A 19204-nucleotide genomic window follows, 5' to 3' on the forward strand; every position below is an offset into this window, starting at 1 on the left:
TATTGATAGGGTAACGGATAATAAGAAGTCAGCATCAAAGGAAAAATGATGGAAAGTACGGTTAAAACTACCAGCACAAAAACACCAACCTCAGCTCCCCTATCAAGTTTAATTAAGTCTCTTGGCCCAGGCATTATGATGGCCGCAGCAGCTGTAGGTGGCTCTCACTTAGTCGCCTCAACCAAGGCTGGTGCGATTTATGGTTGGCAGCTAGCCGCGCTTATTATCCTCGTAAACATATTTAAGTACCCGTTCTTCAAAGCAGGTATCCAATACACACTAGGAACGGGTCAAAGCTTGGTGGAAGGTTACTCTAACCTAGGCCGCCCATACCTTGTGATCTTTTCGATACTGAGTGCTATTTCCGCAGTCGTGAATACCGCAGCCTTGCTGTTATTCAGTGCGAGCCTACTCAGTTACTTTATTCCTTTCGATTTAGCCACCAGCACCTTGTGCATGATCGTTTTAGCGACCTGTTTGATCATTCTTTTTGCGGGCCATTACCGCGCGCTCGACACTCTCTCTAAAGCGATCATGGCGATCCTGACCATCACAACCTTAGCTGCTGTTGCGATTGCTATTGGCTCTCCAGTCGAACCTGATGCCGCTTTTGTGCCACCATCACCTTGGTCATTGGCAGCTATCGGATTTATCGTGGTGACGATGGGTTGGATGCCTGCGCCTATCGAGATCTCAAGCATCACCTCTATGTGGCTAAAAAGCCAAAAAGAGAAGCAAGAGGTGACCGCTCAGTCTGCACTGTTCGATTTCAACGTAGGCTACATTGGTACGGCATTGCTTGCATTGGTATTCGTTGCTTTAGGTGCTCTAGTGCTTCACGGTTCTGGTGTTGAACTGTCTCGCTCTGGCGTTGGCTTCACTCATCAGTTGGTCGGTATTTACGCCTCGACAATTGGTGAATGGTCTCGTCCACTGATCGCAATCGTCGCCTTCTTCTGTATTTTTGGCAGTACCATTACCGTTATCGATGGCTACTCACGCGTACTTGCTGAATCACAGCGTCTACTGCTTAAAAAAGAGAGCAGCCCAAGAATGCTGCAAGGGTGGATAATCATCGTATCTATCGCTGCGCTAGCAATCGTAATGTTCTTTAGTGCAGCCTTGATGCCAATGCTCGATTTCGCGATGATACTCGCCTTTATCACAACCCCCTTCTTCGCATTACTGAATTTCATTTTGGTGAGCAAAGCAGAGCTACCTAAAGCGCTTGCGATTGGCACTAAGCTAAAATGGTTGTCTGTAGCAGGTCTGGTTTACCTATTTGGCTTCTTAGCTCTGTTCGTTTGGTGGAAATGGTTGATGTAATCTGCTCTCCAAATTATTAGCCAAACTGCTAACCGAACTCTGAACTAAACTGTTAACCAAGCTACAGATACAAATAAGGCCTTCGTGATGAAGGCCTTATTTCGTTAAAGCGTCAAGCTAGCGATATTCGAGTTCTGGCTTAGTTGTGAGAAACCACAATCAAGCGTAACGAATCCAGCTGAACCTGAGCTTTACTGATGTAACCCGTCAGTTCATTGATTTGAGCTTCGATAACCTCTAGCTCTTCATCACGAATGTTAGGGTTAACCGCTTTAAGCGCTTGTAGACGTTCTAACTCACCGTTCAAGTTGGTTTGCATATCTTTCTGAGCTTGCTGACGAACTTCTTCAACCTTCGGCAGTACATGCGTCTCACCGGCTTCGATTAGCTTGTGAATCTCACCTTGTACCGAGTTCACTAGCTTGCTCGCTAAATGACGGTTTACCGGGCTTAGTTGACGGTTAAAGCTATCGAATTCAACCTGAGCAGATAAATCGTTACCACGACCATCCATCATCAAACGAATCGGCGTCTTAGGTAAGAACTGGCTGATACCGCTGCGCTTTGGCGCTTGTGCATCAACAAGGTAAACCAGTTCAAGCAAGATAGTACCAACAGGTAGCGCTTTGTTTTTCAGTAGCGAAACTGCTGATGCACCGACACCTTCGCTCAAGAGCAGATCAATACCGCCCTGAATCATTGGGTGTTCCCAGCTAATGAAGTTCATGTCTTCTCGAGACAGCGCAGTTTCACGATCAAACGTGATGGTTGCACCTTCATAAGGTAGGCCTGGGTAGCTTGGAACCATCATGTGCTCAGATGGCGTTACAACTAGCGCATTTTCACCCTTATCGTCTTGGTTCAAACCAATGGTATCGAACAGGCTCAGTGCAAAAGACACTAGATTAGTATCACCGTCAGTCGACGCGATCTTTTCTGCAATCTCATGCGCTTTTTCGCCACCATTTGAGTGCATTTCTAGTAGGCGATCTCGGCCTTTTTCTAGATCCGATTTCAGGCTTTGGTTTAGCTTCGCTGACTCTTCAATCACTTCATCAAGTTGTTCGGTGTTACCAGAAGCCAACATCTCAATAAGAACATCAGAGTACTTGTCGTAAACTGTGCGACCCGTTGGACAAGTTTCCGCAAATGCATTCAGACCTTCATCGAACCAACGCGCTAGAATCGCTTGCGATGTGCCTTTTAGGTAAGGAACATGAATGTCGATATCACGCAGCTGACCGATACGGTCCAAACGACCAATACGTTGCTCAAGCAAGTCTGGGTTGAATGGCAAATCGAACATCACTAACTGGTTCGCAAACTGGAAGTTACGACCTTCAGAGCCGATTTCGCTACAGATAAGAACCTGAGCACCACCCTCTTCTTGAGCAAAGTAAGCCGCGGCTTTATCACGCTCTAGAATTGACATGCCTTCGTGGAATACGGTTGCACGCACACCTTCACGCTCACGCAGTGCTTGCTCTAATTGAAGAGCAGTACTCGCACGAGAGGCGATCACTAGGATCTTTTCGCTGCGCTTATCTTGGATCTTTTCAATCAACCAGTTCACACGTGAATCGAACTGCCACCAGCTTGAATCTTCACCTTCAAACTCTTGGAAGATCTCTTCTGGGTACAGCATCTTCATCGCACGAGCTTCGGGAGCCATTTTGCCACCGATCATGCCTGATACACGCATAGAGGTTGTGTACTGCGTTGGGATATCCATCGGCAGTAAGTTTACATTGCGCTTAGGGAAGCCTTTGATTGCAGCACGTGTGTTTCTGAAAAGAACACGACCTGTACCATGGCGATCCATAAGATTATCAATCAGTTCTTGGCGAGCTAACGCTTGCTCTTCTTCGCTGCTATCGCCCTCGATAACGCGGAATAGAGGCTCAACATCTTGTTCAGATAGAAGCTCAGTGATCTGATTCTTCGCGCTGTTTTCAAGCTTCACGCCAGAGAACAATGCCGTTACTGCATCAGCGACAGGGGCGTATTGGTCTTCTTCTTCCACGAATGCTTCGTAATCGTAGAAGCGATCAGGGTCAAGCAGACGCAGACGCGCAAAGTGGCTCTCACGACCCAGCTGTTCAGGGGTCGCTGTCAGTAGTAGTACGCCAGATGTGTTTTCAGCTAACCCTTCAACCACTTGGTATTCGCGGCTCGGTTTGTCTTGGCTCCACTCAAGGTGGTGCGCTTCATCGACAACCAACAAATCCCACTCACCTTCAAGTGCTTGCTCGTAGCGCTTACGGCTCTTACGTAGGAAGTCCAGTGAACACAGAACGTATTGCTGAGTATCAAATGGGTTATCTGACTCCGCGAAGGCTTCAATACAACGCTCTTCGTCAAAGATAGAGAAGTGCAGGTTGAAACGGCGCATCATCTCTACTAACCATTGGTGTTGCAGAGTTTCAGGTACCACAATCAGAATGCGTTCAGCACGGCCAGACAACACCTGTTGGTGAATGATCATGCCTGCTTCAATGGTTTTACCTAGACCCACTTCATCAGCCAGTAAAACGCGCGGTGCGTGACGACGACCTACTTCATGAGCAATGTACAACTGATGAGGAATCAAACCAGCGCGCATACCACACAAGCCACGCATCGGGCTCTTATGTTGTTGGTATTGATTGCTTAACGCGCGGTAACGCAGCACAAAGTTATCCATACGGTCGATTTGACCTGCGTACAGCTTATCTTGTGGTTTGTTAAAGCGGATCTGGTTGCTTAAGAATATTTCACGCAGAGTCACCTCTGTCTCTTGAGTGTCTTCACGAGTGCCCAAATAAGTCAGTAGCCCTTTATCTTCGATAACTTCTTCGACAGTTAGAGACCAACCTTCTTGGCATTCGATGACATCGCCAACATTAAACGTTACTCGGGTTACGGGAGCATCAGTGCGTGCATAGACACGATTCTCTTCTGATGCTGCAAACATTACTGTCACTGTTCGAGCATCCATTGCTACAACGGTACCTAAACCTAAATCGCTCTCCGTATCGCTTATCCAGCGTTGCCCCAAAGCAAATGTCATGAATCGACTACCTCAATCTTATAGTTGGAATTTGGTCATGTTAACTGCAGTTTTAAACAAGAGCGTTATCGCGCTTGAACTAAAAATATAGCTAAAGATGCCTAGTTTGCAGCCACTTTTTAAGTGCGCTCTTAATAATAAATATCTCGAGAAAATGGTGCAGAAAAAGGTCGCTAATCTTACTCGATGCTGTGATTTAGGTCACGCCTAAAGGAGATGATTTCATACTTTTTTTCTGTTTTCGCCAGTGCAATCAAACTGTCAAAAAATCATGGGTAATCTATAGGTAGCAGATTGCTGCTCTCAAACGAATACGCCATATTCATTCACAACGATATGGCGATATTTCTCTAGATGAAGTTTAGGTGAGTAGTTGACTATCACCGGAATGAGATACTAATCTTTATATGAGCTTTATCTACGTTCAATGAATGCAAGGCAAGCCGCACGTCGGCAAGGAGATGCTATGGGCGAGACCAACCGGAAGCTATTTGTTTTAGACACTAATATCCTACTTCACGAACCCTTCGCTATATTTTCTTTCCAAGAGCACGATGTCGTTATCCCCATGACCGTGCTAGAAGAACTCGACAGAATCAAAGACAGTAAAAGAGACGTTGCTCGAGATGCGAGAATTGCGATTCGAACGCTCGAAGACTTGTTCAGGGAAGCCACACCAGACCAAATATCGGAAGGCATTCCTTTTTCTAAAGACATAAACGCATCTGGCAGTATTTCAATACTCGCTGATTACGAACTTCAAGAAAGCATCAAAGCGTTCGCCGATGACAAGGCAGGCGATAACCGAATCCTCAACGCAGTCCTCTACCTTCAAAACAAACGCGCGCCACGCGAAGTGGTTCTTATCACTAAAGACATCAACATGCGCTTACGAGCCAAAGGCGCTGGGGTCCGCTTTGTTGAAGACTATCAAACCGACCAATTGATTGATGACATCCAATACCTCACTAAAGGCTTTCAACAACTCGAAGGCTCATTCTGGGATGGCGTCGATAACGTCGAGAGTAGAAGTTTAGGCGGAAAAACGCTGCACACCCTAGCGAGAGCACCTTTCGATCCAACCTTCCTCAACCAATATGTGATTGACGAAGAAAGTGACTTTGCTGGTCGTGTAGAAGAGATTGAGGCCGAACGCATTACGCTCAGAGATCTCAGTCGAGAAAGGTTAATGAACCGCAAGACATGGGACATTACACCTAAGAATGTCTATCAAGGGATGGCGATTGATGCACTGCTCGACCCTGATATCGATCTGGTGATTCTAACGGGCGCTGCAGGTAGTGGTAAAACACTGTTAGCCATGGCTGCCGCACTTGAACAAACCATAGAGCGTAAACAATTCGATAAGATCATCGTAACCCGAAACACGCCCGATATCGGTGAGTCGATTGGGTTCCTTCCCGGCACCGAGGAAGAAAAAATGCTGCCTTGGTTAGCGGCAGTGACCGATACACTGGAAGCTCTGCACAAGAACGATCACTGCACCGAAGGATCGATGAAGTACATCTGTGACAAAGCCAATATCCAGTTCAAATCGATTAACTTCATGCGTGGTCGCTCAATCCAAAATGCCTTTGTCCTTTTGGATGAGTGTCAAAACCTCACTGCTTCACAAATCAAAACCATCATCACCCGTTGTGGTGAAGGCACCAAGATCGTCTGTTCAGGAAACCTAGCTCAGATAGATTCATCCTACTTAACCCCTGTAACTTCAGGCTTAACCTACATGGTCGAGCGTTTTAAAGACTTCGAAGGCAGTGCCAATATTCACCTCAATGGTGTGGTACGAAGTCGACTGGCCGAGTTTGCTGAAGAGAACATGTAACGGTTCTGTTTAGTCAATCGAACTCCAGAAACTGAAAAGCCCAGAGACAGAAAGCCCAGAAACAAAAAAGCGCCTCACATTGGAGGCGCTTTTAGCTTTTAGCTTTTAGCTTTAGCTTTAACTGCAACTGTAATTTCAACTAGCTTGCTATCACAAATTTGCTGAAGTTGGTCTGAATTACTCAGTACCACCAACCGTTAACGAGTCTAGTTTCAATGTTGGTTGACCAACACCGACTGGTACGCTTTGGCCAGCTTTACCACACACACCAACACCACGGTCAAGGCTTAGGTCGTTACCCACCATAGACACTTGCTGCATCGCTTCGATACCCGAACCGATTAGCGTTGCACCTTTCACTGGGTGAGTGATCTTACCGTTTTCAATCATGTACGCTTCAGAAGCGGAGAACACAAACTTACCAGAAGTAATATCCACCTGACCGCCACCAAAGTTCGGGGCGTAGATGCCTCTTTCAACCGTCGAGATAATCTCTTCAGGAGTATGCTCACCTGGCAGCATGTAAGTGTTGGTCATGCGCGGCATAGGAAGGTGTGCATAAGACTCACGACGACCATTACCTGTAGGCGCTACACCCATTAGACGAGCATTAAGCTTATCTTGCATGTAACCTTTTAGGATGCCGTTTTCGATTAGCGTGTTGTACTGGCCATTAACGCCTTCATCATCGACGTTCAATGAACCACGTAGATCCGTTAATGTACCGTCATCAACAATCGTACATAGGCTTGATGTGACTTGCTCGCCCACTTTGCCAGAAAATACTGAAGACTCTTTACGGTTGAAGTCACCTTCTAAACCGTGGCCTACCGCTTCATGTAGAAGAACGCCCGGCCAACCCGAACCAAGAACGACAGGCATTGCACCAGCAGGTGCAGCAACTGCTTCAAGGTTAACTAACGCTTGGCGGATTGCTTCATCAGCAAATTGATAAGCAACCTGAGAACCATTTGCATCACTTAAGAAGAAGTCGTAACCAAAACGACCACCGCCACCAGCACTGCCACGTTCACGACGATCGCCTTTCTGAGCAAGCACGCTAATAGACAAGCGAACCAGCGGGCGAATATCACCAGCGAAAGTACCATCAGTTGCCGCAACCAGCATCTGCTCATGTACACCACTTAAGCTTACCGATACTTCAGTTACCATCGGCTCTTTAGTACGAATGTAAGCATCAAGCGCTTTAAGCAATTCTGTCTTTTGCTGCTTTTCCCAGCTTGCTAGCGGGTTTACCGCGTCATAGTAAGCTTGGTTAGAGTTGCGCTTGAAAGCTTGTACCTTGCCGTTTTGGCCTTGCTTAGCGATACCGCGAGCCGCGATTGCACTCTGTTTAAGGCCATCCAATTGGATTTGGTCAGAGTAAGCAAAACCAGTTTTTTCACCAGAGACTGCTCGTACACCAAGACCACAATCGATATTGAAAGAGCCGTCTTTAATAATGCTGTCTTCTAGCACTAATGACTCGTGCCAGCTTGACTGAAAGTAGATATCAGCATAATCAATTTGGCGGGTAGCAATGCTCGCCAATGTATCTGCGATATTTTGCTCCGTCAGCCCTGTTGGGTTCAGTAGCGCTTCTTCAATTTGATTAATGCTCATAAATGGCTCTTGTTTGTAATTAAAATTGATTGGTAAATCGAGAGTGTTGCGCGATTGGCATATTTTGCCTAATTGATTCGCAACTGGATGTGTCTATCTCAACCACCATACTTTTAGGATCTTGGTCTAGCTGTGCGACCACTCGTCCCCATGGATCAACCACCATTGAGTGTCCCCATGTTTCTCTTTGACAAGGATGTTTCCCCCCTTGCCCCACCGCGACAATCCACGATTGTGTTTCGATCGCGCGGCATCTTAATAATGCTTCCCAATGCGCTTGACCCGTTACTGCCGTAAACGCTGCTGGTACCACTATGATTTGTGCACCTTGCTTGCGTAACTCTGAATACAAGTGAGGAAAGCGCACATCATAACAAATACTCAAACCTAAGCGACCAAAAGGCGTTTCCGTCGTCACAACTCGCTCACCCGGCGTGAAAATATCCGACTCTCGATAGCACTTGTGCGCATCGGCGACATCCACATCAAACATGTGTAGCTTATCGTAATGAGTCACTAGGCACCCAAAGTCATCAATCACTAGGGTTGTAGTGGTCACGCCTTCAGTTGTGCTTATCGGCATACTACCAACAACGATCCACATTCGGTGAAGCTTAGCTAACTCAAATAATTTCTGTTGTAGTGGGCCATCACTTAGAGGCTCAGCATACTGGTGATAGTCGGCTTTACTACCAAAAACTAACGCGTTTTCAGGGCACACAACCCACTTCGCCCCCAACGCTTTGCACTTTGCTACTTCTTGAGCAAGGTAAGCAAGGTTCAATTCAGGGTTAGGGCCAGATGTCATTTGAATCAACCCAACACTATCCATGTGTCTCGCTCCTCTATTCATTATGATTCAGAAATCGGCATTTGACCGTATATTCACCGATGGGCTTGTTATCAACTACTCAGCTAATTTTCTCAATTTTTCGGGTAGCTGGAACTCGCCAGAACTACGAGAAAGCTCACTTACCGTAGGTGAATCCAATGGGCCTTTTACCGAGTAATTCACTTGAGTAAAGACTTCAACCACCGGCGATATAACCGTAGTCACCGCCAATACATACAACGCCGTTTGAGGCGTTACCGCAAAGGCCGTTAATACTGGAATACCCGAGGTAATATCAGGAGTAAAGTTCACCTCAGCATCGACCAAGCGCGTGTTGAGGTTAGCGATTCCTTTGATTTTCATCTCACCTGCGACCGCATCCATGTTCAGATCGTTCGTCAGGAAGATACCATTTTGAATCTTGCCGGTTCCTGTGATGCTATTGAATGCCATGCCTTTATCAAACACATCAGAGAAATCGAGCTGCATCTTACGAATAATCGAATCTAGGCTAAACAACCCCAGTAATCGAGCCGCACCACTGACATCCGAGATGATACCTTTACCAAACTTGGTTTTAACGTTGCCATCAAGGGTATCCATTTTGATCCCCCATGGCGAACCATCCCAGTTCAGTTGGCCTTCTAACTCGAATGGTGCTTTTTGAATTCCGGATGTAATGCCGAAGCGCTCCATGAGCTCGCTATTATTTTCACCTTCAATATCAACGGTTAGCGATGAATGACTCTTGTCACCATTCAGTGCCCACCAGCCACTCACGTCGGCTTTATTGCTCCCGCTTCGAACTTGAATCTTGTTCCACTCAAGCCGATCGTCTTGCCTAGTCAACTCAACATCGACGGTACCGACCTTATAGCCTTGTAGCCAAAAATCGTTCAGCGTTAACTTCAGGTTAGGCATCGCATCATAAATCTCTCTATCTAGCTTAGAGATCAATGGTGCTTCTTGTTCTTTACGTTGAAGTAGTTGCTCTTGGTTTTTCTTATCGCTCCATTCAGGAACAAACAGATGCAGGCGATCCAGAGAAACGGTTAAGTCGTAAGGAGGCAGATAATTAATATCTCCTTCGATCTCTTGACTAGACACTTCCATTTGCCACGCTTGTTTGTTCTTGCGGGCGCTAAAGTCGACATCATTCCAAGAAATACCACCTAAGATCAGCTCTTTACTCTCAAAGGTAATACGGCTTGGCGCTGGAATGGTTGGCGTGTTAATTTGGCTAAGTATTGCATCTGACGGTTGCACTGGCTCCATCACCACTGATAACCAATCATCAGCATTAAATTTATCCGTACGAATCAACGCATGATGCCCAACGACAGGGCTAATTTTATAGCCACCACGACCCAGCACTAAGTTGGTCGCCGTTAACTCGGGAACATCGCCGGTAATATCAATCTCAGCTTGGTATTTTGTGTTCGGCAGTTGCAGACGCGCGGTAATCGACTCTTGGTTGCCCGAGGCTTGAAGCCTTGCAGAACCACTTTCTAGTGATTTTTTCGCCAATGGATACGGGTAATCACTCGCCAAGTATTTAAGATCTGACTGTAAATCTAATTGGTAAGTAAACCCGATGTCATTAAGTTGAATATCAATCTGGCTTTGCCATTGCGCATGACCTGACAAGCGGCTCAACCACTGTTCACCAACATAAGGCTCTAGAGGCTTAACATCCCAATCGCCCAACACATCAATATCAACAGCATATCCAGGCCCATCGTTGAGCCCTTTAAAGTCAACGGAAATACCTTGCTTTAATAAATCGGCAGCGAGACCGTTGGCCGTAATCACATCATTATCAAATTCAATACGCCCAGTGGTATTTTCAAGCACCATCGGCGGCGCTTCAATCTCTACATGGTTATCTTTGAGATCAGCATAACCCCACGCTCTTGGTTCTTTTTCGGAATCAAAAGGAATATTGAGTTGGAATTCAGACGATACATCACCACTCACTTGCAGCGCCGTTAAGGCGGCACCCACAGAATCAACCAATGGTGAAGCCGTCATGTAATCACGAACCGCATTACCTGACGCCGTCGCTTTAGCTTCAATTTCAATATGGCCGCCTTCCCCTAAATAAGGAATGCGTCCTGTGATTCGGTCTGCCGTCACATCCATCAATTGAGCGGAACGAGAATCTAAATGCATCGCATCATTTTCAAACAACAGATCAAGTTGTAGATCGGTAATCAGGGGCCAGGCAGTATCAAAGCTGAACTTAGCGTCCTCTAAGCCAACCCAAACTTGGAAAATGCCATCGTGGTTGGTGTAGGGGTACTGGGCTAATTCACCATGCCAAAGTAACTTAACAGTGTCGGCTTTACCGGCTTGAATCGCAGTAGAAAGGTAATCAGTTAAATCTTGGCCAAGCGCTAATGTCGGTAAGTAACGCCATGTTTCGCCGACATTGTAAGCATCAGCTTCGCCGTAGAAGGATAAGAATGGGCTAGCATCCTTTGGAAAGTCCAAGCGAAATGCGCCTAGCACTTGTAAATCTGGCGTGGCTGCTGTGATTTTATCGGACCAAAGCTTCCAACCGTTTTCATCTTGCTGCCAAACAATGTCAACCTGACCTTGTTTGATATTCAGAGGCGCTTGGAAAACATCACCATAAGGAAACACATCATCAATAACATATAAGCTGGCTTTCGCTTCCGAAGCCGAGCCAAACACACTGCCTGATACTTGGCTAAAGCCCGGGACTAATTCCCATTGCTCGATGGCAAGATCACTAAAACTCGCTGAATAACGTAAGCTTTCGATGCCAGAATCCATTGAGACCCGAATATCAGAAACGGAGCCACCAGGCTTCAACGAATTGATCATTTTGGTTGATTGCGCAGAATCTGGCAGCAACTTGATTAACGGAGTAATAGTTTCTACATCAAGTTCAGAAACATTAAGTTCCCACGGGCCTTTATTCCACTTGAAGGCAACATCTAACTCAGGCCAAGGCCTATCATCCGTTCTGAGATTAAGTGAGTGACCATTCACTTGCCATCCATCATCAATTGGAGACAACTTAAAGACCCCTGACTCAAGCATCAGATCATGTTGGCCATCTTCGTTCCAAGTCAATTCAGAAGGTAACACCTCAACATACGCACTCACTGGTTTGCTGTTTCTCAAGGTCAGCCAGCTATTCAAACTCACTGTACCGGTTTCAACACCAGACTCAGCCTGCATGTAACGGGTTAGCCATGGTTTAACCGAGATGTTATCTGCACTCACATAGAACTCACCGGTTACATCGGTTAATGAGCCACCATCGATAAAGTTAGCACTTACTGACAACGAGTTAAGATTGGCGTCTTTAATGCTAACAACCCCTTCTGCAAGGTGATGTTTATCTGTGTTTTGCCATTTTAAAATGTCGATATCGAGCTGACGATCTTCGCCCGAAACTGAGCGATAGAGAAGTGAAGAGTCTTTAGCGGTCACATCCACCAAAGTTTTCAATAGTAAATTATCCAGCTCTTTCATCACACGCTTCGAAGAACCGGGATCTTTAGGTTCGTCTGTACCGTTTCCAGCAAACAGATCAATTGAGCGAATATCAAGATACATTTGATTCATGACCAGATCGGCCACAACTGGACGCATCTGAACGAGCGATTGAATCAAGTCAAACTCGACTTCAACACGCTCAACAGAGAAGGTCACATCTTCCGCATTTGGGAGGCTGGCTTTAACGCCTTGTAGAGCAATAGAAGGGTGAGTGTTACGCCAAAAACCGCCCACATCTTGAATAGAAAACTCAAAACCGGAATGTTGGTTTACCCAAAGCTCAATTTCAGATTGATACTTATTTAAATTGGGTAAGGCTACACGCAGTGTAGTAACAGCAATGGCTAGCGTTACTAAGAGAGTAACCACTAACCATAGACATGCACGAAGAATCAGAGTAACGCTTGAACTCACAAAATATCCATTACATCATAACAACATCAAACTGCTCTTGTATGTACAGAGGCTCAGCTTGGATTTTAACTTGTTTACCAATAAACACTTCAAGCTCCGCAAGCGCATGTGACTCATCGCCCTCTAGCGCTTCGGCAACGGCAGCTGCCGCATAGACCACAAACTTATCAGCGTCATACGCACGATTCACTCGTGTGATCTCTCGAAGGATTTCATAACAAACGGTTTCAACTGTCTTCACACTGCCACGCCCTTCACAGGCAGGACAACTCGAACACAGAATATGCTCAATACTTTCACGAGTACGTTTACGCGTCATCTCAACCAAGCCAAGCTGTGTGAAGCCATTGATATTGGTTTTCACACGATCTTTGTCTAGCGCCGCCTCTAAAGAAGTTAGTACTCGCTTACGATGTTCCTCAGACAGCATATCGATAAAGTCGATAATGATGATGCCACCTAAGTTACGCAAACGCAGCTGACGAGCAATAGCTTGCGTCGCTTCTACGTTGGTGTTGAAAATCGTCTCTTCTAGATTACGACGACCGACAAAGGCACCGGTGTTGATGTCGACTGTCGTCATCGCTTCCGTTTGGTCGATAATCAGATACCCACCAGACTTCAATTCGACTTTACGATCCAAAGAGCGTTGAACTTCGTTCTCGGTATCGTACATATCAAAGATAGGCTTGTCGCCTTCATACAACTCAAGCTTTTCAGTCAGCTCAGGCACGTACTCAGAAGTAAATTCTTTTAGGTTTTCATATTCTAAACGCGAATCGACCTGGATTCGGCTCAGCTCAGTACCCACAAAGTCACGTAAGATACGCTGACTTAGGCAAAGTTCACCGTATAGACGAGTACGAGCTTTGTGTTTACCACGGCGTTCTAACACTTTTAGCCATAATCGCTTCAAGAATGCCGCATCTTGTGCCAACTCATTCGAGTCTGCGCCTTCAGCTGCAGTACGGATAATAAAGCCACCGTGTTCGTCACAGTAACGAGACACCACTTTTTTAAGGCGGTTACGTTCAGACTCACTGTCGATTCGTTGAGATACGCCCACATGGCTTGCGCCCGGCATAAAGACCAAATAACGAGACGGTAAAGTAATATCAGTCGTTAAGCGGGCACCTTTGGTACCAAGAGGATCTTTGACGACTTGAACCACAATGTCTTGTCCTTGGCGAACAAGCTCAGAGATGTCACGAACCTGAAATTGCTTCTTTTCGTTTTCAGCGACACATTCAGTGTGTGGAACAATATCAGAGGCGTGTAGAAAAGCTGCTTTCTCAAGGCCTATATCCACAAAAGCCGCCTGCATTCCCGGAAGAACACGGCTTACACGTCCTTTATAGATATTTCCTACGATACCGCGTCGAGCATCTCGTTCGACATGGATCTCTTGAAGAGCCCCCCCTTCAATCATGGCCACGCGAGTTTCACTCGGGGTCACGTTCAGCAACAATTCAGCACTCATGGTGCACCTCAGATTAGTAATTATAAGAATTCTTGCAGTAGCTGGTCCGTTTCATATAAAGGCAAGCCGACAACGGCGTAATAACTACCTTCGATTCGGGTAACAAAGCGCCCACCCAAACCTTGGATCCCATAGCTACCGGCTTTATCGCATGGCTCCCCTGTTTGCCAGTATTGTTCTATTTCTTGTTCACTGAGGGGTTTAAACCATACGTCGGTAATAATGATTTCTGTTTTTTGTTTTTTTTCTGAAACCACAGAAACCGCCGTCATCACTTGGTGACGCTCGTTTGCTAACTGAGTAAGCATGCGCTTAGAGTCGGCAAAATCGGTGGGTTTCTCGAGCACTTGCCCTTGGCTTACGACGACGGTGTCAGAACCAAGAACGACTGTTTCAGAATCAAGAGAAATAGCATCAGAGTCAAGAGCTACGATGCCTGAGCCAACAGCTACATTATCAACACTAGAAACTACATTATCAGAACTAGGAACGACATGCTGCTTTTCAGAAGGGTTATCTTTCAATAAAGACAACGCAGCTAAAGCTTTATCTAAAGATAGTCGCTTAACGTATTCTTCGGCAGTTTCTTGAGCGTGTTTACACTCTTCAACATCAGTTACAAGGACAGAAAACTCATAACCAAGTTGAGATAGCAGTTCTTTGCGGCGTGGTGAACCGGATGCCAAAACTAAATGCTTCTTTTCCATTGTCACTCTACCTTACATGCCAATGACGACGTACGCGTCTCATTAATAGAAACATCCAAGGCCAAAGTATACAGTTTATCAATGCGCTCCATAACGATAATGGATTGAAAACGACATCTTGGATCAAATATTCACCAAAGAAGATCAACACCTCAAACAATACCGTTAACGCAGCAATAATCATCGCTTGTTGCCATAGCGCCATATTACGAATGACTAGGAAATTCATCGCAATAATGTACATAACGATTGCCATCATCATGCCTCTAATACCTAACGTCGAGCCTATCAATAGATCCCACAATAAGCCAAGAATCAAAGCGCTACCCACGTTAACACGGTGAGGTAGAGCCAAAACCCAGTAACAGGTAACCAGTAGCAGCCAAGATGGTCTAAATAGATCCAAACTACCAGGCCAAGGAATCGTTTGCAGAATAAGGGCTACTAAAAATGAGCAGCCAATGACTACCTTGCTTCTTAAAACGCTATTGGCCATCTTCGCCCTCTAACAATGCTTGTTCTATGCTGGATTGATCCGCTTGCATCTGTTTGTTTTCATCAGGCCATACTAGCAGCAAGTATCTGAGCTTATCGAACTCAACCACAGGCTCCGCTTTGATAACGGCAAACTCACGTTTCGGGTCGTAATCAACGGCAGTAACGTAGGCAACTGGATAACCTTCTGGATATACTCCACCGAGTCCAGATGTCACCAATAGATCTTCTTCTTGTATATCGGTACTGGTTGGAATGTGCTCTAGCTGGATCTCATCAATCATGCCATTGCCCGAAGCGATCACTCGAATATCGTTGCGAATAACCTGAACAGGAATTGCGTTGTTTGCGTCAGTCAGTAACAGGACACGACTATTGTGAGCAGCAACAAAAGTCACTTGGCCGACAATGCCTTTTTCGTTGATCACCGGTTGTCCTTCATACACCCCATCAATCTGACCTTTGTCGATCACAACTTGATGACGATATGGTGAAGTGTCTACCGCCATAACTTCAGTGACGACTTTCTTTTCATCACGGATAAACGGAGATCCTAACAGCTTACGGAGGCGCTTGTTTTCTTCTTGGTATTGCTCAAGCAGAATCAGCTCGCTCTTCAGACGCAAGACTTCTCGTTTAATATTATGGTTGGATTCGATAAGGCCTTTACGAGTACTAAAACGATCGTAGACACCATCGAACATAGTACGAGGTAAGTTGGCTGCATATTGAATAGGTGCAACCATGCTGTTCAATAGATAGCGGACATTTGAGAAAGCATCTAAACGACTATCAGCCAGCATAAGGCTGGCTGATAAAATTACAGCAAAAAACAGGCGCAATTGTAGAGAGGGACCTCTACCAAAAATTGGCTTCATTCTATATTTGGTCCTAGAGCTACATTTGATCCTATAGACAAGGTCCTAGGCTCTTTACATAAAACTAGATAAGAAAAGAGCCTAACACTAGATATTATTCTTCGCTGAACAGGTCGCCGCCGTGCATGTCGATCATCTCTAGAGCTTTACCGCCACCTAGAGCAACACACGTTAATGGCTCTTCTGCCACAACAACAGGGATACCCGTTTCTTCTGTTAGCAGACGATCAAGGTCTTTAAGCAGTGCACCACCACCTGTCAGTACCATACCGTTTTCTGAGATATCAGAAGCAAGCTCTGGCGGACACTGTTCTAGTGCAACCATCACTGCAGATACGATGCCAGATAGCGGCTCTTGAAGTGCTTCAAGAATTTCGTTTGAGTTCAGGCTAAAGCTACGAGGTACACCTTCAGCAAGGTTACGACCACGTACTTCGATCTCATCGACTTCATCGCCAGGGTAAGCTGAACCGATTTCGTGTTTTATCTTCTCTGCTGTCGCTTCACCGATCAAGCTACCGTAATTACGACGAACGTAGTTGATGATCGCTTCATCAAAACGGTCACCACCGATACGTACAGAAGACGAGTAAACCACACCGTTAAGTGAGATAACCGCAACTTCAGTCGTACCACCACCGATATCAACAACCATTGAACCCGTTGGCTCAGATACACGTAGGCCAGCACCAATCGCAGCAGCCATAGGCTCATCGATTAGGTAAACCTCACGAGCACCAGCACCTAATGCTGATTCACGGATAGCACGACGCTCAACCTGAGTTGAACCACAAGGTACACAAACCAAAACACGAGGGCTTGGTTTAAGCACACTGTTGTCATGCACTTGCTTAATAAAGTGCTGAAGCATTTTTTCGGTTACGTAAAAGTCAGCAATTACACCGTCTTTCATTGGACGGATCGCTGAAATGTTACCAGGCGTACGACCAAGCATTTGCTTAGCAGCGTGACCAACAGCAGCTACACTCTTTGCAGACCCCGTACGATCTTGGCGAATAGCGACAACGGAAGGCTCATCAAGAACAATGCCTTGGCCTTTTACATATATAAGGGTATTGGCTGTACCTAAATCAATCGATAGGTCGTTTGAAAACATGCCACGAAGTTTTTTAAACATATTCTTCGCTCATCCTGCAAGAATTAGAAGACAAAAATTGCACTAAATGTACCAATGCCTTGCTGTCACGGCAAGGCATTGAAGTATAAACATGGACTGAAACCCGCAATTTCTTACAGATTCCTAACTTAAGGGGCAAAAATTATATTTTTACTGACCTGTTAAACCACTTTCACCTCGGTAGATCACACGATCGTTACCGCGATAGATACCGAATGTGACAACGGTGGATGGATCTTCATCACCTAGCTGTCTCCAGTTGTAGCGCAGCCATGGCTGATCTTGATCGCTGCCTGAGCATGCAACAGGATTCTCGCCAGATTTAGCCAGTGGTGTCGACGCATCCATTCTTAACCACAATCGTACCTGCTCACGTGGCACATCTGTACCAGAAGGCGTATTTTGATTCGCTGTTACTTCTTCTTCTCCATCATCCACATTTCCACTACCGTTGAGTGAAGCTAAAGTGGTTGTCGCCCCTTCACTGTGCCAAATAACTTGTTTACAAGTATTTGAGCTATTGAAGGTGCTACGATCATCATCTTCGTTAATAACAAACTCGCTGCCATCCCAGAACTCAGCACGCAGTGGAATCGTCAAAGTAGTACCAGAATTGCCACCAATATCATCAAGGGTCATTCGGCCATATCTAAAATCAGGCTGTTCATCAAAAAGTGCTTCATCATTGAATGAAATACTCCCATCGAAGTCTTCGACCTTAAATTGAACATCATCAACCTTAGTGGTTATTTCCAATCCAAATTCACTATTATCCAAATTGAAGGGACCATCAGAAATTGATGTATATGGATTGATGTTGGTGACTATCTTTTCAAAACTAAAATCAGAGAAAGATAATGCAAGCTTGGAGGTATCTACGACCCCTTCATTACTCAAATTCCAGTCCGATTTATCCCCCCAATGTCCACCATTCCAATTCACTCCAGCTAGAACTCGATTGGACATATCGTCACTTGAGGTCCGTGCTAAATAAGATAAATCTGAAATCAAACCATCATCAAACAAGCCATAATTATATGTCGGAGATCCACTCATGCTTTGAGCTTGAACTTGCAAATGGTGCCCGATAGGTTGGCTCATATAAGCAAAATCATCATGGTCTGCCATGTACTTCCATTGAGATGATACCTTTATCATTTTTAAATAAGCGGGGAAAAATCGCCCTACATTGTTTAAAACAGCTGGTTGGATAACAAAACTATGACTACCGAGGTACTCTGTTGGTGGAGTTGCAACTAGCTCAAATACCCCCACCTCATCCACTGTTTGAGAAACCTCCATGTTTCCATTGGCCGTTAAGACATGTTCATACTCTGTTTCAGATAAAGATACTGTTGGAGTGTGGTTTGCATTACCAGAAGGGTATTTCACGTTAGCCGTCAAGCTAACTTTTTCGGAAACATCTGTACGGTAGTTCTTGAGAATACTTGGGATTGAGTTTTGATCTGACCAAGTAAGGGCTTGGATATTGTAAGTAAACGCTTCTCCAGCAGCTACGAAACCATTGCAAATTAGGGGGGCCTCACAAGAACCAACAGAGCTATTCCCGTCAACCGAGACGTAAGAAGAAAGCTCATAAGGGAAGCTTACAAACGAGTCCGTACCAATTGCTCCCCCATTATTGTAGGAAGCATTCAAGCTAACCAGCCCAGCTTCTGGGTAGTTCAATTTAAAGTCAGCGATCCCTGTACCTTCAAACCACACCGGAATTGTTGTTACTGAATTTTCAACTTCATATTCGTTCCAGTGGCCAAGGGCATCTTTAAACTCCACTACAACAGGTTGCTCGTTAAAATAACTTTCAGAACTCGTTGGGTCATCATAATGAATTGAAAAATTAATATTTTTGGCGCGACTAAAACCA

12 protein-coding genes are annotated in these 19204 nt (G+C 45.4%); 2 read left to right on the forward strand and 10 right to left on the reverse strand.

All coding sequences use genetic code 11. The features are described 5' to 3' along the window. Window positions 1-48 precede the first annotated feature (48 nt). Window positions 49-1326: an NRAMP family divalent metal transporter gene (locus tag H5300_RS08600; protein ID WP_182795783.1), complete on the forward strand. Its 1278-nt coding sequence runs from the start codon at window positions 49-51 to the stop codon at window positions 1324-1326. A gap of 139 nt (window positions 1327-1465) precedes the next feature. On the opposite strand, the gene rapA is transcribed toward H5300_RS08600, so the two are convergent. After that, a complete protein-coding gene (gene rapA / locus H5300_RS08605) occupies window positions 1466-4375 on the reverse strand; it encodes an RNA polymerase-associated protein RapA (RefSeq protein ID WP_017080869.1) in 2910 nt (969 codons plus the stop codon). 466 nt (window positions 4376-4841) lie between these two features. Between rapA and H5300_RS08610 the strand changes: the two genes are divergently transcribed. Further along, on the forward strand, window positions 4842-6221 hold the full coding sequence (locus tag H5300_RS08610; protein WP_004735919.1) for a PhoH family protein: 1380 nt from the start codon (window positions 4842-4844) through the stop codon (window positions 6219-6221). 177 nt (window positions 6222-6398) lie between these two features. Here the strand turns inward: H5300_RS08610 and tldD are convergent, their stop codons facing one another. The 9 genes from tldD to H5300_RS08655 form a co-directional block, all read right to left on the reverse strand. Next, window positions 6399-7844 (reverse strand): metalloprotease TldD, encoded by a 1446-nt coding sequence (tldD, locus tag H5300_RS08615; protein ID WP_004735920.1) that lies wholly within the window; start codon window positions 7842-7844, stop codon window positions 6399-6401. A gap of 19 nt (window positions 7845-7863) precedes the next feature. After that, a complete protein-coding gene (locus tag H5300_RS08620) occupies window positions 7864-8676 on the reverse strand; it encodes a carbon-nitrogen hydrolase family protein (protein ID WP_004735921.1) in 813 nt (270 codons plus the stop codon). Between the two features lie 75 nt (window positions 8677-8751). Beyond that, complete coding sequence (locus H5300_RS08625; protein WP_182795784.1) at window positions 8752-12621, reverse strand: YhdP family protein; 3870 nt, start codon at window positions 12619-12621, stop codon at window positions 8752-8754. Between the two features lie 10 nt (window positions 12622-12631). Next, entirely contained in the window at window positions 12632-14101 is a 1470-nt protein-coding gene (gene rng, locus H5300_RS08630; RefSeq protein WP_004735923.1) for a ribonuclease G, read from the reverse strand. Between the two features lie 20 nt (window positions 14102-14121). Further along, on the reverse strand, window positions 14122-14808 hold the full coding sequence (locus H5300_RS08635) for a nucleoside triphosphate pyrophosphatase (RefSeq protein ID WP_102441779.1): 687 nt from the start codon (window positions 14806-14808) through the stop codon (window positions 14122-14124). A gap of 7 nt (window positions 14809-14815) precedes the next feature. Next, entirely contained in the window at window positions 14816-15304 is a 489-nt protein-coding gene (gene mreD, locus H5300_RS08640) for a rod shape-determining protein MreD (protein WP_004735926.1), read from the reverse strand. After that, window positions 15294-16181, reverse strand: a complete 888-nt coding sequence (mreC, locus tag H5300_RS08645) for a rod shape-determining protein MreC (protein ID WP_004735927.1) — start codon at window positions 16179-16181, stop codon at window positions 15294-15296. Before mreC ends, mreD begins: the two co-directional genes overlap by 11 nt. 94 nt (window positions 16182-16275) lie before the next feature. After that, window positions 16276-17319, reverse strand: coding sequence for a rod shape-determining protein (locus tag H5300_RS08650; protein WP_004735928.1), 1044 nt, complete (start codon window positions 17317-17319; stop codon window positions 16276-16278). 150 nt (window positions 17320-17469) lie between these two features. After that, window positions 17470-19204: DUF6701 domain-containing protein (locus tag H5300_RS08655; RefSeq protein WP_405055135.1), on the reverse strand; the 1735-nt coding region annotated here is incomplete at its 5' end.

Origin of the sequence: Vibrio sp. SG41-7 (assembly GCF_014164465.1) — a bacterium.
Taxonomy (GTDB): domain Bacteria; phylum Pseudomonadota; class Gammaproteobacteria; order Enterobacterales; family Vibrionaceae; genus Vibrio; species Vibrio splendidus.

What these genes read in the sequence shown, in the direction of transcription:
- H5300_RS08650 (WP_004735928.1), bottom strand. Translation starts at nt 17,319, where the DNA reads ATGTTTAAAAAACTTCGTGGCATGTTTTCAAACGACCTATCGATTGAT.
- rng (WP_004735923.1), bottom strand. Translation starts at nt 14,101, where the DNA reads ATGAGTGCTGAATTGTTGCTGAACGTGACCCCGAGTGAAACTCGCGTG.
- H5300_RS08620 (WP_004735921.1), bottom strand. Translation starts at nt 8,676, where the DNA reads ATGGATAGTGTTGGGTTGATTCAAATGACATCTGGCCCTAACCCTGAA.
- H5300_RS08600 (WP_182795783.1), top strand. Translation starts at nt 49, where the DNA reads ATGGAAAGTACGGTTAAAACTACCAGCACAAAAACACCAACCTCAGCT.
- mreC (WP_004735927.1), bottom strand. Translation starts at nt 16,181, where the DNA reads ATGAAGCCAATTTTTGGTAGAGGTCCCTCTCTACAATTGCGCCTGTTT.
- rapA (WP_017080869.1), bottom strand. Translation starts at nt 4,375, where the DNA reads ATGACATTTGCTTTGGGGCAACGCTGGATAAGCGATACGGAGAGCGAT.
- tldD (WP_004735920.1), bottom strand. Translation starts at nt 7,844, where the DNA reads ATGAGCATTAATCAAATTGAAGAAGCGCTACTGAACCCAACAGGGCTG.
- H5300_RS08635 (WP_102441779.1), bottom strand. Translation starts at nt 14,808, where the DNA reads ATGGAAAAGAAGCATTTAGTTTTGGCATCCGGTTCACCACGCCGCAAA.
- mreD (WP_004735926.1), bottom strand. Translation starts at nt 15,304, where the DNA reads ATGGCCAATAGCGTTTTAAGAAGCAAGGTAGTCATTGGCTGCTCATTT.
- H5300_RS08610 (WP_004735919.1), top strand. Translation starts at nt 4,842, where the DNA reads ATGGGCGAGACCAACCGGAAGCTATTTGTTTTAGACACTAATATCCTA.